Below are 14,828 nucleotides of genomic sequence, written 5' to 3' on the forward strand. Positions count from 1 at the left end.
CGCGCTTGGGAAGCGGACAACCACTGCAAGGTTATCGGACAAACCGACCCAGGCCCGTACCAAACCAGTCCCGTACGCACCCGGCTTGGATGCGATTGCGGCTTTTACTGGAGATCCACGCGATGAGCGAACCTATCTTGTATCAGCATACCGACGGCCGCTTCGGACTGTCCCTCACCGGCGGGCAGGCGGAATTTACTCGCAACGATCCTGCGTGGCGTCGGGTTCCCATTGATCTGATCGACCCCAAACCTGGTGATGGCCAGGTCGCCCATGCATTGACTCTGAACGGTCATCAACTTTGGGACGCCTTGGAGTTTCTGGCCCCTGATCGCACCGACGAGCAGTTGGAGCAGGCTGTGTGCATCCACCCCGGGCCTGCTCGCACTGCGGATGGCTTCACCGAAGCTGCTGGCCTCTATTGCTGGCTCGCCGATTATCCCGAGGAAGGAAGCATACGCCTGGACGACACGGCGCCCATCATATCCTCCATGTGAACTGCCCGGCACGCCTACCTGTAGCGACAGCCGACCCTGACGGCGACGCCATCCTCCTCTCTCACCTTTCCATCTAGCGAGCCTCGTGTTCGCTGGAGGCCTTCACTATGCCTAAAGACCTCAAGTTCGGCTCTCGCCGAGCCCTCCGGATCGTTGTCGGTTTCTTCTTATTGATGCCTCTTGTATATAGCGGCCTTGTTCCCGAGACATGGCCGGCGGCCGGCGCCACCTTGCTACTCGAACTTACGTTTCTTGTCATTGCGAGGTGGGCGATTTACCGCGATGCCCGTAGTCTGACGCGCCGAGTTCATGCCGCATCGGGACAAAACTGGAGCGTCCGTGTCAATTGGGTGGAAGTGGACATCATCAGCGATATGGAATATGCGGCCATCCTGCGGGACGTCTTGCTGGATCCCACGGTAGCCATGCGGCAAGTCTGGCGCACCTTGCGCATCCTGGTCAATCTTGGCTGCAAGCTGGTTGGCGTGATACCCGTTACGGCATTTTGGTTCGTTGTTGCGGAAATTACGCTCTCTTCTCACGGTCTCCCCCAAGTGCCGCACGGGATGCCTCTATCGCAACTCGTCGGGGTCATGCTCAAAGTGAGTTGCGCTGTGGGATTGGCCGTGCTGCTTCCATCGCTTCTCACCTCGCTCAGCATGGAGAGATCTTGCTATCACGAAGAAATCGGGCGGTGACTGCGATTACGGTTCAAGTCGGCCGCAGACGGCGAGATCCAAGTCGTAGAACGCCTTAGCGCAGGATCAACGCCATCCGAGCGTGCTTGAGGCCGGATTTACGCCAGGTGTCTCCTCATCGGTAATCGAACTACTTCTCCTTAGTAGAGTCCCCCATGAACAACATCGTCAACGGCGGCCGCGAGCGTGTCGCGCGTGCTCGTATCGCCTACCAAATCATGCAGCGGGTCTATGACACCGCCAAGCCCAAGGCTATACGCCCGGCCAAACCAGTGCCGCCATCCGTAATGCCTATCCCTGGGGCGAGCGGCGCGTCTGGCCCTACAAAGCGTGGCTCCAGGCGCGCCGCGAATTCTTCGAGAAGCACGGCTTGCCGATCAAAGAGCGCATTCCGCTCGGCGACTCTGTGGGGGAGAATGACTCGTGATGGCTCGGCGGCACCGTACACCTCAATTTCCGGGTAAAAACCGACGGCAGCACAAGGGGCGACCATGAGCGTCGAAGCATCCAGATGGGCCATCCAGGCCGATGTTCAAAGATCCTCCTCCAAACTCGTTCTATTGAACTTGGCGCAGCTCGTACGCTATGACGCCGCCGAGTGGACCGCCTTCGCGTCCATCGAATATTTGGCCAAGGTCACGCACCTGAACCGCAAGACAATGATCGACGCGCTGACCAGACTGCACGAGATGGGAGCGATTCAAGATACTGGAACCTTCACGGCCTACTGGCGCTCCCGCGCCGGCGACGCGGCGCTCTCGGCCGACTGGTTCGAATCGTGGCGCCTGTGGGTCTTTCGTGAACACGACCCGCAGAAAGCCCACGACAAGTCCTGGCAGGACAGTTGGAGCGGCATCGTCGCCAAGGGCAAGTCCTTATGTCTGTATCGAGCGCCCGACAAGCCGGAAGCATATTTCAAGCTCAGGGTATCGAGGCGGCCCGGGTGCCTCCGCCTCATTGACACTTATTCACAGGTTAGGCCCGATTTTGGGACTAGTACCGAAATCAGGCTTAGCCCGAAACGGGTGTTTTGCCCGTCCCAATTTTGGGCGTCGCTAGTACCGAAAACGGTGCGTCGTTAGTACCGAAAACGGGACTCGATAGGTATATATAGGTTTTATAGGTACAGAGAGAGACGCGCGCGAGGTGCCGGCCGAAAATTGACGACCGATCCGCCTACCCTCCCTGCGCTTCCTTTGCCCAGACCTCCGCTTCTTGCGACCGCTCGCGCGGCATCGCTGCGCCTGCACTCTCGGTGATCGCCTTGTCACAGGTCTCGATATCACCGTACACGGTCAGTAAGCGCCGCCGTATCTAGTGAACGAAAGCACGATGATCACGAGTTTGGGTTTCGACGGGACGTCCCTTCAAGCTTCAATGGCAAGCGTGAAGGGTCAAACGCAGTCCGAGTTTCTAACCGTACCCATTCGGGTCAACAGTTCACCGGCTACGACCAACGCCTGTTCGGCTCAAGCCCCAGCCCTCAAGGCTCCAGATAAAAATCCAACGGAATAAACTCCACCGGCCGTCCCCCTTCTTCGCCTATCGTCGCGGCTGGCTGCAAGGATGCGAGGACTACCGCCTCGTCGCGACTGTCCGCCTCGATGATGAACAGGCCGCCCACCACTTCCTTCGACTCGATGTATGGCCCGTCGGTGACGCGGGTCTTGCCGCGTCGTGGTACAAGCGTCGCCCGCTTGCCCAGATCTCCAAGTGAGGCGGAAACCACAACCTTGCCAGTAGCGCGCATCTTTTCGTCCAGTGCGGGACATTGGCTTACCAGTTTCTTGACATCTTCCGGCACCATCACGTCGAATTTTCCTGGGGTAGAATAGGTCAAGCTGAGATATTTGATGAGATATCCTTTAGGTGGTGATGCTCTGAGGATGAAGCTGGGGTCGGAAATAGACAATCATCCGGGCTGTCTCGGCCACTTTAAGTCGATAGAGGGGCATCGGGCCCCTTAGCATCTCCCATGACCCATCGACGATTGCTTCGTCTCAGCGACCGGGCTGGCTGGTCGACTGCTCTTTCCAGGCAAAGCAGGCGCACGCGAGTCGATACCGGACCCAGCCGTCAATTGCTCTGGATCCAGTTCTGCGTGTCCTGGATGAACCAGGGGAGATTCAGCTGCTCGCTTCGCCGGACTGGATGGTCAGGCGCTGGCCCAACGACCCAGAATTGCTGTTCGTAGCCTGTACGTTCGGAAATTTCTGACGCCGATAGTCCGGATCGGTTTGCCGTGGCGGATTGTTCGCGCAGGCGGCAATCGACGCGTACGCAAGCGTGACTAGGATGGGCCGCACTACCAATTGAAGGGGCTTCATGACGGGTCCCCGCGGCTCGGCACAGGCCGAAATGCCGCGATATCGATATCTATAAGCGTTGCCTTACCCGCAAACGGGTTGCTTCCGCCACGATCGAGCCATGGGCGAGCACGCTACTTGCGAAGGAGGGATACTGGCGTCGACGGCGAGGGACGGGTCGTGGAACTGGGATTTACTGCCGGCCTACGGGCGGCGCGACCTGACCCGTTAGTTCGCGCTGCTTGGTAAGGCTTCCAAGGTTTGCCATTGCTCAGCAATAGCCAACAACTCTTCGCGATCGAATCGCGCATTGCGAACGATGCGATTGGCGTCGTCTGCCCTGAGTCGGTAGAGTTCGGAATCTTTCATTCTTTGTGCCTAATGTCTTCCTCGCCCAATGATATCGACATCGGCGTCGGATGACTGTATGCAATCAGTGGTATTCGAATCTAGGGCGTGTCGACCGGAAGACTGATTGACAAAAATAACCAAATCCTTCTCGCGCTGTCAGCGACTAGGACCTCGAGCGGGAAATCCATCATGCCTGACTCACGTCTGCCACTTGCCAGAGTCGGTGCCGCCGAAACGCCCCATATCAAGACGTTGACCGGGCTCGTCACGGCGGTTGTCGTGATCGCGGCACTGCGGTTTGGCCGAACCTTCCTGATCCCGGTTACGTTGGCGATCCTGCTGAGTTTCCTGATGGCGCCGCTGGTCGATCTATTGGCCCGCGCCAGATTGGGGCGCCACGCATCCGTTCTGCTTTCGGCACTCATCGGGCTGGGCTTGAGTGTGACGATTGCAGGGATCATCGGCGCCCAGGTCGGCTCGCTGGCCGATGAGTTGCCGAAATATCAGGCCGCGCTGGAGACCAAGGTCGAGCGATTCCAGGCCGTGGTCATCGGCGGCGCAGACAACCTGATTTCCAAGGCGACCTCGACGATCAAGCGGATCGGTGGCGACCAAGGTCCCGGCAATGCGTCCTCCAAGCCCGCCCGCACATCCGCGGCCACGGCGCCCAAGGCCGCACCGAGCGAGCCAGCCGAGTCGACGACGCTGATCTTCGCCCAGCGTCTGGTCGCGCCGATCCTGGGTCCTCTGGAAACGCTCGGTATCGTCCTCATCGTCACCATATTTATCCTGCTGCAGCGCGAGGATCTGCGTGATCGACTGATACGCCTGTGCGGCACAAGCGACCTGCATCGAACGACGACGGCGCTGGATGAAGCTGCCCACCGGTTGAGCCGGTACTTCGTGGCGCAGTTCGGAATCAACCTGGGCGCGGGTGTGATGGTGGCCATCGGCCTGTCGATCATCGGGGTGCCGGGCGCAATTCTTTTGGGCGTGATGGCCGCTTGCCTCCGGTTCGTTCCGTACATCGGCATCTGGATCGCCGCGGTCCTCGCGCTCGCGCTTGCCGCGACCGGTCCGGACTGGTCCATGCTTTTCTGGACGCTGGGCCTCTTCGTCGCGGTCGACCTGTTGGCGGGCCAGGTCATGGAGCCCTGGCTATATGGCCGCAGCACGGGGCTTTCACCCGTGGCTGTCATCGTGGCGGCGATCTTCTGGAGCGGAATCTGGGGACCGGTGGGCCTGATTCTTTCGACGCCGTTGACCCTGTGCCTGGTCATCCTGGGCAGGCACGTCGAACGCCTGCAGTTCCTGGACGTGTTGTTCGGGGACAAGCCTCCGCTGACCCCCGCGACCACTTTCTACCAGCGGCTGTTGGCCGACGATCCGGACAGCGCGATCGAACAGGCCGAGGAGTTGTTGAAGACGATGAGCCTGGTCGATTACTACGACAAGGTCATGATGGAAGGACTGCGCCTGGCGCGCAACGACGTGCTGCGCGGCGTGATACCGCCCGAACATCTGGCGCGCATGAAGGAAACCGTGGACGACATCGTGGATGGCTGCGGTGAACTGGCGGAGCCCGTGGAAGCCCCTGAGACTGCCGACGCCGGCCCCATGCCACCGGCTGGCGCGCCGGTATTGTGCATCGCTGGACGGGGCAGTTTCGACGATGCGTTGTCGGCTGTCCTGGCGCAGTTGCTGCGCAGGCACGGCATCGTGGTCGACACGGCGAACTACGCTCGCCATCCCAACAGGATTCAGGGCAACATGGAGCTCGGGGAAGTCGACAGGCTATGCGTGGTGTCGATGGATGCCGAATCGCCCCGGGCGTACCTGCGCGTGCTGGTCCATCGTCTGCATGAGAGTGCGCCGCGCGCCACACTGTTGATCGGCCTCGCGCCAGCGGAATCCGTCCAGGAGAGCGGCCGATTCCCGCCGGCGACCGGAATCGCGACGTTCAGCGAATATGTCCAACGCCTGGTTCACACCGAGTGGGGCGGGCAGCCGGAAGCCCGGCCCCCCCCCGCCCTGAGCTCAGAGCGTCACGACGACCCGATGCCGGCCGCCGTCCAGGGGCACTAGCGCCGGCCCTGGCTTCGACGGTTGAACCTCGCCATCGATGCTCACCGTCGTGACGCCGTGGCCCAGGCCGGACGCGTTGTCCACGCGTATTTCCAGGACGCTTCTGGCCACGGTCACGACCGCGTCGAATCCTTCCCACGCCGCCGGAAAGCACGGATTGATCTCCAACGCAGTGCCCATGCGGGTCAACCCCAGGATGCCTTCGACGCCGGCACGGTACATCCAACCCGCCGATCCTGTGTACCAGGTCCAGCCGCCGCGGCCTGCATGCGGCGCCACGGAATAGACGTCCGCTGCGATGACGTAGGGCTCGACCTTGTAGCGCTGCACGTCCGCCGGTGTGCTGGCGTGATTGACCGGGTTGAGCATCGAAAAAAGATCGGACGCCTTGTCGCCATCGCCCAGCTTCGTATAGGCAAGAACCGCCCAGATCGCTGCGTGCGTATATTGGCCGCCATTCTCGCGCAATCCCGGCGGGTAGCCCTTGATATACCCCGGGTCGTGCGGGGTGCGATCGAACGGCGGGGTGAACAGCAATGCGAGGCCGTCGTCCCGGCGCACGAGATGGCGGTCCAGGCTGTCCATGGCGACGCGGGCCCGCTGCGGGTCCGCCGCGCCGGACAGGACCGCCCAGGATTGCGCAATGGAATCGATTTGGCATTCGTCGCTTTCAGCGGAGCCCAGCCAGGTGCCGTCGTCGAAGGTGGCCCGGCGGTACCAGGCCCCGTCCCATGCGTGTGCATCGATCGCCTGGGTGACGCGGTCAGCGTGCTCACGCCATCGGCGAGCACGCGCCGGATCGCGAACCTTCGCGATCGGCTCGAACATATCGACCGTGCGACGGAAGAGCCAGCCGAGCCACACGCTTTCGCCATGGCCGGCCTGGCCCACCCTGCTCATGCCGTCGTTCCAGTCGCCGGTACCCATCAACGGCAAGCCGTGCGCGCCGGTCAGCGCCACGCATTGATCCAGGCCACGGGCGCAATGTTCGAACAGGTTCGCCGACTCTTCCGCCGAGGTAGGCAGGAAGAAGGCGTCGTGCGCGCCGGGATCGAGCGCCGGGCCCCAGATGAAGCTGATGGGTTCGCCGAGCACTGCTTCATCGCCGCTGTGTCTGACGTAATGGGCAGCCGCGTACGCGAGCCATACGCGGTCATCCGAGATGCGCGTGCGCACGCCCTTGCCGGAATCCGGCAGCCACCAATGCTGCACATCGCCTTCGACGAACTGCCGGGATGCGGCACGCAGCAGCTGGAGCCGGGCCAGCTCCGGCATGGCGAAGGCCAGCGCCATGCTGTCCTGCAACTGGTCGCGGAAGCCGAACGCGCCGCTCGATTGGTAGAAAGCGGAACGCGCCCACAGGCGGCATGAGATGGTCTGGTACAGCAGCCAGCCATTCAGCAACACATCCATGGAACGGTCGGGTGTCGTAACCTTCACCGAGCCCAGCCGTTCGCGCCACCCGGCCTTGACTTCGTCCAGTACATCATCGAGAGACAGCTGGCGGTAACGCAGTACCAGTTCGCGCGCATCCTCGGGCGTGTCGCATTGTCCGAGGAAGAAGGCGATGTCGGCGGACTCGCCCGGCCTTAGCTCCATCGTGCATTGCAAGGCGGCGCACGGGTCCAGGGCCGCACCGCAGCGTCCGGACAATGCCTCCCCCTGCTGCAATGCGCGCGGGGCCGCGATGTCGCCGTTATCGCCCAGGAACTCGCGCCGATCGGTGGTCAGCGACGCCTGGCGGCCCGCCATGTCGGCAAAGGCGGTACGCCGCGCGAAGTCCAGGCTCCAGGGGTTGGTTGCGAACACCGCACCGGTGGTCTGGTCGCGGGTGGTGACGAGGAACGGCGCCGTCGCACTGCGCGAAGCGCCCAGCACCCATTCCACGTAGCCCGTGATCGACACGAGGCGCACGCGGTCCGAATGATTGACGAGCGTGAGCCGGGAAATCTTGATGGGGTCTTCAGGCGCGACATACTGCACCAGCGTACTGGCGATATCCGCGTGGCGGTGCTCGAAGACGCTGTAGCCGAAGCCATGGCGCACCCCGTATGCGGTCGGCCTGCGTATGGGTAGCGCAGTCGGCGTCCATAGCTCCCCGCTGGCCTCGTCACGCAGGAAAATCGTCTCGCCGCAGGGATCCATGATGGGGTCGTTCGACCACGGCGTCAGCTGGTTCTCCTTGCTGTTTTCCGACCAGGTGTAGCCGCTGCCTTCGGCGGAAACCTGGAACCCGAAACGGGGGTTGGCGATCACGTTGATCCACGGCGCCGGAGTGATGGCGCCGCCGCGCAGTTCGATTCCGTATTCCTGACCATCCTGTTCGAAGCCGCCGGTCCCATTGAAGAACTCGCGAGTGGAGTCGGGGTCGGCAGGAAGCGGCGCGCCGAACAGCCGTTCGGCGCTGCGCGGCGCCGTCAGGCGTGGCGAGGCTTCGACGATGCGGGCGAGTTGCTCCGCAACCGAACCATGGACTGCCCACAGAACGATGCGGGCGACGGCCGGCACGAGGTCGCGCGCCGGCGGCGTCATGAGATCGGAGCGGATCGTGAAGACCGCCCCTTTCGCGAGTTCCGCGCCGAAGCGCGGCCGCCCCTGGCTGCTGCGCACTGCCGTGTCGATGGCGTTCTGCAGGTCCTGCACGTACGACGACGCTCGTTCGTTCAGGATCACCAGGTCGACCGCCAGCCGCTTCATGCGCCAGTATTCATGGGCCCTCAGCAGCTGCCTGACTTGCGGCATGTCCTCGACATCATCGATACGCAGAAGCACGATCGGCAGATCACCGGAGATGCCATGGGGCCAGAGGCCGGCTTGGCTGCCCGCGCCGCGAATGATGGACGCGGATGGCGGCCTGAAGCGCGAATCCGGGTAAAGCAGGGCGGCAGCCATGCGTTGGAAGAGCGCCGCTTCGTCCGTATGCATTTCCAGGTGCCGCAACTGTACTTGCGCCTGCGTCCAGGCCAGCGTCTCGGCGCGTTCGAAGGCGCTTCGGTCGTGGTGCGTGTCCACCAGATCCAGCAGCGCCGAGCGGCTCTCCGACACCAAGGTCCAGAACGACACGCGGACCGCCTGGCCGGTCGGGATGCGTACGCTGTGCCTGATCGAAAAGATCGGATCGAGCACGGTTCCGATGGTATCGGACAGGGGCGCGAGGCTGGCGTGAGGACCGGGCTGCCAGTCATCCACGGCCCGGTTCAGGAAGCGCGCCCGGTCGGTTTCGTATTGAACCGGCGCCAGCGACTCGCCTTCGATCACCGCGAAATGGGCCGCCCAGATCTCGGGCTCCTCGGGCGACCGCCGGCGGCGCGTCGCCAGCAACGCGCCGAATTCCGGCAGGAATTCGGTCACCACGAACATCTTGGAGAACGCCGGATGGGCGCGATCGGCCGCCGGTGTCGCCAGCACGAGTTCCGCGTAGGAGGTGAGTTCGATGTCGCGCGCGCGACGGCCGCTGTTGACCAGCGACACGCGCCGGACCTCGCCGTCGGTCTCGCCCGATACCAGCACCTGCATGGTGGTCGTCAGCGAGCCATCGCGACGCAAGAAGTCCGCCCGATCCTCGGAGAACTCGATGCGGCACTGCGTACTGTCGGCATCCATGCTGTGCGGGGCGGTCGACCACTCCGTGCCCCGCCGCAGATCGCGCAGGAAGATCCGGGACCCCATCGCGTCCCGCGTCGGGTCGGCATGCCAGCGGGTAATGGCGTAGTCACGCCAGCGGCTATACCCGCCCCCCGCGGTGGTGAGCATCACCGTGTAGCGCCCATTGGACAGCAGGTGCGTATGCGGCGGCCCGGGCGGCAGGTGACTGTAGCGCCGGACGTTATTGCCCGAGCGGTCGGTGCGCATCACCGAGGTCCGAACCTCCTCCGCGCGCGGATGGGAAACCGTCATATCGCGCGGCACGCGTTCCTGCAGCAGAGAATCGCAGGCCTGGATCATCGGCTCGCTGTGGAAACGCTCGCGCATGCGGCCGTTGTACACGGCATTGGCGATGGCGACGATGGTCATGCCCTGGTGATGGGCCATGAAGCTGCGCACGATGGCGACATCCTCGCCTTCGCGCAGCCGCGAGGGCGTGAAGTCCAGGGCCTCGTGGAATCCGAACCGGCCCAGCGCCCCCAGCTGCGCCATTTGCGCATAGTTGGCGCGGGCGCCTTCGGGGTCGACCATCGTCGCCAGGCCCGTGGCATAGGGCGCGACCACCAGGTTTTCCGAAAGCCCGCGTTTCAGGCCGAGCCCGGGCACTCCGAAATTGAAGTACTGGTAGGTGAACTCGATGTCGCGGGCGTTGTAGGCCGATTCGGACAGGCCCCACGGTATCCCCAGGCCCGCCGCGTACTGCTGCTGGCGCTTGACGACCAGGCGATTGGTCTGCTCCAGCAAGCTGCCGACAGGCGCCCGCATGATGAGCGAGGGCATCAGGTACTCGAACATGGAACCGGACCAGGAGATGAGCGCCGAACGATGTCCGACCGGCGTGGAGGTCCGCCCCAGCCGCAGCCAATGCCTGGAGGGCACATCCCCTTTTGCGATGGCGAAAAGGCTGGCCAGCCGGGCCTCCGACGCGAGCAGGTCATAGCAACTCGAGTCCAGGCGGTTGTCCGCGACCGAATACCCGATCGAAAGCAGCTTGCGCTCGGGATCGAGCAGGAAGCCGAACTCCATGGCCATCGCCATCTGGCGCGCTTCCCGCGCAATCACGACCAGTTGCGCGTCGATTTCGCTGCGTCCCTGCGACTCGTCGAGATCCTCGCGATGTTCCTGGATCGCCGTGACGAGCGCATCCGTCCAGAACTTCAGGTCGGCCGAGGAGTGGCCGGACTCGACGGGCATCAATAAGCGAGCATGCCGGCCGGCCTTCGCCGCGAGACGCGCCAGCGCGGGTAGCAGCGATGCCGCCTCCTGCCTCCCGGTCAACATTGCATCCATCTCGTCCAGCGCTTCCAACAACTGGCGCAGCGGCTCGTTGCCAGTCATGGCCATCTCGGCGATCGCCTCGCGCGCTAGCGCGATCGTGTCGAGCAACCCTGACCGGATCTCCAGCCCCAACGGACTAGCCATCCATTCATCGCAGGCATTGCCGAGGGCGATGAGATGTCCCGCCAGGTTGCCGCTGTCGACCGAGGAGACGTAGGCCGGGGCCAGGACATGCAGATCGTCCGTGGCGTACCAGTTCAGGAAGTGTCCGCGGTGGCGTTCGAGAATGCGCATGGTGGCCATCGTGCCTTGCAGGCGGACGACGGCCTTGCGCGTTCCGATCCAGCCGAAATCGCGCGCCGCCACGATGGACAGCAGGTAAAGCCCCATGTTTGTCGGCGACGTGCGCCGAGCCAGCACCGGTTTGGGCGTTTCCTGGAAGTTGTCGCACGGCAGCAGATGGTCATCCGGCGTGACGAAGGTCTCGAAGAAGCGCCAGGTGCGGCGCGCGGTACGCCGCAGCGACACTTCCGTCGACGCGGTCACGCGCAATTGGGAAGGCACGGGAGCGGCCCGGCTGATATACCACGCGTAGACGGGCGCGAGGCCCCATAGCAGCAAGAACGGTACGACGAGCGGCCACGCGAGCGGCCGCGCCCACAATACCCCGGCGCAGGCCAGAACGCCCAGCGTCACGCCGGGCCACATCATGCGGTAGACCCCGGCGATGCCGGAGCGGGCGATGCTCGCCGATTGTGCGGCGGTCGTCCATTCGAGCAGATGGCGCCGGCTGACCGCGAGACGCCAAAGCGTGCGGACGATGGCATCCACCATGCGCCAGGCGGTGTCGGCGAGCAGTGTGAACGTCGCCAGGATCTGCTGGCCAGCCAGCGAGAGATCCTGCCCGAACAGCATGGCGCGGTGGCTGAACGCGACGCCGCTGCGGCGCGCCGTCGCGAAGCCGAATGGCGAAAGTGCCGCGGGAATGGCCTGGCACAGGATGATGAAGAGGGTCGCTATTCTTGCCGCTGGCGAAGGCAATAGGCAGGCGGCTACCAGCGCCAGGAAGCCGGCGGGCGCCAGCAAGGATCTCCGCAGATTGTCCGTCATCTTGCCGCGACCGGCGCTGGGCAAGGCGCGGTGGTCCCTGCGACGGGCGAATATCCAGGGCAGCAGTTGCCAATCGCCTCGCGTCCATCGGTGGGTGCGGCGCACGGCTACGTCATAGCGCGACGGGAATTCCTCGACCACCTCGATGTCGGACGCCAGCGCGGCACGGGCGAATATTCCTTCGAACAGGTCGTGGCTGAGCATGGTGTTGGCGGGCACCCGGCCCGCCAGCGCCGCTTCGAACGCGTCGACGTCGTAGATGCCCTTGCCGGCATAGGAGCCTTCGCCGTACAGATCCTGGTAGACGTCGGACACCGCCGCGGCGTACGGGTCCATGCCGGCCGGACTGGAGAAGAGACGCTGATAGATGGAGCCTTCCCGGTGCAGCGGCAAGGACGGCGTCACCCTGGGCTGCAGGATGGCGTGCCCCTCGACCACCCGTTGCTCGGCGGCATCAAAGCGGGGCCGGTTCAGCGGGTGCGCCATCTTGCCGATGAGCATCTCCGCGGCATCCCGCGGCAGGCGCGTGTCGGCGTCGAGCGTGATGACGTAGCGTACGTTGGGTGACAGGTGCTGTACCAGGCCTTCGATCGGCGCGTAGCTCGTATCCGTGGCGCCGCGCAGCAGCCGGTTCAACTCGTGCAACTTGCCGCGCTTGCGCTCCCAGCCCATCCACACGCCCTCGGCCGGGTTGAACAACCGGCGGCGGTTCAACAATAGGAATCGGCTGCCAGCGGACGCAGGTCCATGTTTCAGGTTGAGCAGCGCGATGGCCGACGCGCCAGCCTGCAGGATCGCTGCATCGCTGTCGACGAACTCGGCTTCAGCATCCAGCCCATCGGTGAGCAACGCGTAAACCAGGTCGCCCCCCGCTCCGGACAGGAACAATACTTCCAGCTGTTCGACCTGCTCCAGCAAAGCGGCTTCGCTGGTGAGCAGGATGGGGACGGCGACCAGTGTGCGGTATTTCTCGGGCACAGTGCGGGTCATGTCGACCCCCGGCAACACGGCAGCGCCGAGTTTCCAGGTGATCAGCCGGTTCACGAGCGCGGTCGCGAGTTCGGTGGCCGGCAGGAATGCCAGAATCAGAAACGGCAGCATGGTCGCCAGCGTGACATCCATGCGCCAGCCCATCCATCCGACCAGCGACTCCAGGCCGAACGACAGGACCAGGATCGCGCCCATGTAGCCATGTATTCCCGACCGCGTAGCCCATCGATCCAGCCGTAGGCGCAGTGGTGGACGATAGGCGATGCGTGCTTCCAGCGCCGCCCTGCCCCGGCCCACCAGGTAGAAGCCCGGGTCGCCGGAGCGCTCGCGATCGGGATCGGACGCCTGCGCCAGCGCGGCCGCGGCCATGGCCGCGGCGTTTCGGGCGACGTCGAGCTCGCTCATGGAAGACCCACGGGCCAGATGTTCGATTTCCTTGCGATAAAGATCGCGCGTCGTGAAGTCCATCTCCGCGAAAGAACAGGACGCCCTCAGGCATTCATCCGTCAGGCTGACGCTTTCGAACCAATCCGCCCAATCGATATCGGAAATCAGCCGCATGCTCGAGATCACATTGCGCACGCTGACGTTGGCCGCGCCCTGCCATTGCTGGGCCTGCGCGACGACCGTCTCGATGGTGTTGCCCTGAGCGGCGAGATGCTCCTGCAGCCAGTTCAAGGCCGGGGTCGCATGCGGATCCCGATCGCGCAAGCGCTTGCTCAGTTGCGCCGCGAAGATTTCGGGCAACGCCGCCGGCATACGCTTGAGGGTATCGATGTAGGCGGCGCCGATCTTGCCGTTGACTTCCGTCGATTGCAGCATGGCATCGGCGAGTTTGTCGGCGTCGTGCCTGGCTGCGCGGCCGGCGCCGAATTCCTCGGCGAGCCTGCGTAGATTCTCGAGCAGCACGATGCGCAGCGTGATCGCGATCGCCCACAGCTCGCCGATGGTCAACGCCTGCACTTCCTGGTAGGCGGACACGAAGCGTCGCAGTATTTCCGGGTCGAAGTTGCTGTCGGTATGGGCCACGAACGCCCAGGCGACGCCCAGCACCCGTGGGTAACCCTCGAAAGGACCGTTGGCGAGCTTGGGGAGTTGGCGGTAATAGCCGGGAGGAAGGTCATCGCGGATCTGCCGGATCTGCTCTTCCACGACGTGGTAGTTGTCGAGCAACCACTCCGCCGCCGGTTCCACGCTGCGGCCCTCTTCCAGGTCCAGGGCGCTCTCGCGATAAGCCGCGAGCAGGACTGCTGCGTTATTGTCCAGGCGCTTGCGCAGCGAAATCAATCGGCTGGGGTGAGCTGTTATTTTCTGTGCTTCCGCAAGGCTGCGGCCGTGCTGCGCCAATCGTTCGGCGCCGAATAACTCATTTCTGACCGGTGCCCTGTCATTCCAGGGCGTGGTTCGTTTTATTTTTGCTTGGGCTTTGATTGCGCACTCCCGGTCGTGGGGCGCGACGCCGTGACCGGGACGGGCTCCGGCTTGGGGGGTTGTTTGGGCTTCTTTGCTTCTTTATTGCCGCGCATCTGGCCTTTTGCCATGGTGATGCTCCTAAAAGGTTCGTTGTCGTGTATCCGATCGACCGCCCCGCAGGGTGCGGATGGCCAGGCCGCGTCACGCCATGGCCGCCCGGCTCATTCCGTCGACCATTTGGCGGCCGTACAGGATTGCCGCATCGATGGCGCGTCCAGGGGTTGCGGCACCGCCGCCTTTCACAAAATCGGGCACCCCATGGGAGGTCGATACCGAGCCCCCATGGCGGACCATGACCAACGTGGCGGTGAAGGACGGCTGACTGCCGGGGGCTTGGCGCTTGACGATGGCGCTCAGACGATAGCCCTTGTAGATCGAGTTGTTTTCCATTTTCT

8 protein-coding genes are annotated in these 14,828 nt (G+C 63.7%); 4 read left to right on the forward strand and 4 right to left on the reverse strand.

Annotated elements, in window-relative coordinates:
* The first annotated feature begins 122 nt into the window (after window positions 1-122).
* The 3 genes from CAL29_RS22740 to CAL29_RS22750 all read left to right on the forward strand — a co-directional run bounded on the left by CAL29_RS22740 (window position 123) and on the right by CAL29_RS22750 (window position 2,277).
* Entirely contained in the window at window positions 123-497 is a 375-nt protein-coding gene (locus CAL29_RS22740) for a hypothetical protein (RefSeq protein ID WP_094855249.1), read from the forward strand.
* A 107-nt stretch (window positions 498-604) separates the two neighbouring features.
* Window positions 605-1,195: a hypothetical protein gene (locus tag CAL29_RS22745; protein ID WP_094855250.1), complete on the forward strand. Its 591-nt coding sequence runs from the start codon at window positions 605-607 to the stop codon at window positions 1,193-1,195.
* A gap of 491 nt (window positions 1,196-1,686) precedes the next feature.
* Entirely contained in the window at window positions 1,687-2,277 is a 591-nt protein-coding gene (locus tag CAL29_RS22750) for a helix-turn-helix domain-containing protein (protein ID WP_094855251.1), read from the forward strand.
* A gap of 401 nt (window positions 2,278-2,678) precedes the next feature.
* On the opposite strand, the gene CAL29_RS22755 is transcribed toward CAL29_RS22750, so the two are convergent.
* A complete protein-coding gene (locus CAL29_RS22755) occupies window positions 2,679-3,050 on the reverse strand; it encodes a YciI family protein (protein WP_094856843.1) in 372 nt (123 codons plus the stop codon).
* Between the two features lie 679 nt (window positions 3,051-3,729).
* Window positions 3,730-3,870 carry a hypothetical protein gene (locus tag CAL29_RS31685; protein WP_179284144.1) on the reverse strand — a complete coding sequence of 47 codons (141 nt, stop codon included), beginning with the start codon at window positions 3,868-3,870 and terminating at the stop codon, window positions 3,730-3,732.
* Between the two features lie 171 nt (window positions 3,871-4,041).
* Here CAL29_RS31685 and CAL29_RS22765 point away from each other — a divergent pair, with 171 nt between their 5' ends.
* Window positions 4,042-5,937 (forward strand): AI-2E family transporter, encoded by a 1,896-nt coding sequence (locus CAL29_RS22765; protein WP_094855252.1) that lies wholly within the window; start codon window positions 4,042-4,044, stop codon window positions 5,935-5,937.
* Here CAL29_RS22765 and CAL29_RS22770 read toward each other — a convergent pair.
* Complete coding sequence (locus tag CAL29_RS22770; RefSeq protein WP_373559803.1) at window positions 5,890-14,307, reverse strand: GH36-type glycosyl hydrolase domain-containing protein; 8,418 nt, start codon at window positions 14,305-14,307, stop codon at window positions 5,890-5,892. The genes CAL29_RS22765 and CAL29_RS22770 overlap by 48 nt on opposite strands.
* Window positions 14,308-14,574: 267 nt before the next feature.
* On the reverse strand, window positions 14,575-14,823 hold the full coding sequence (locus tag CAL29_RS22775; RefSeq protein WP_094855253.1) for a hypothetical protein: 249 nt from the start codon (window positions 14,821-14,823) through the stop codon (window positions 14,575-14,577).
* Between the last annotated feature and the right edge of the window lie 5 nt (window positions 14,824-14,828).

Origin of the sequence: Bordetella genomosp. 10 (assembly GCF_002261225.1) — a bacterium.
Classification (GTDB): Bacteria; Pseudomonadota; Gammaproteobacteria; order Burkholderiales; family Burkholderiaceae_B; genus Bordetella_C.

What these genes read in the sequence shown, in the direction of transcription:
- CAL29_RS22740 (WP_094855249.1), top strand. Translation starts at nt 123, where the DNA reads ATGAGCGAACCTATCTTGTATCAGCATACCGACGGCCGCTTCGGACTG.
- CAL29_RS22745 (WP_094855250.1), top strand. Translation starts at nt 605, where the DNA reads ATGCCTAAAGACCTCAAGTTCGGCTCTCGCCGAGCCCTCCGGATCGTT.
- CAL29_RS22750 (WP_094855251.1), top strand. Translation starts at nt 1,687, where the DNA reads ATGAGCGTCGAAGCATCCAGATGGGCCATCCAGGCCGATGTTCAAAGA.
- CAL29_RS31685 (WP_179284144.1), bottom strand. Translation starts at nt 3,870, where the DNA reads ATGAAAGATTCCGAACTCTACCGACTCAGGGCAGACGACGCCAATCGC.
- CAL29_RS22765 (WP_094855252.1), top strand. Translation starts at nt 4,042, where the DNA reads ATGCCTGACTCACGTCTGCCACTTGCCAGAGTCGGTGCCGCCGAAACG.
- CAL29_RS22775 (WP_094855253.1), bottom strand. Translation starts at nt 14,823, where the DNA reads ATGGAAAACAACTCGATCTACAAGGGCTATCGTCTGAGCGCCATCGTC.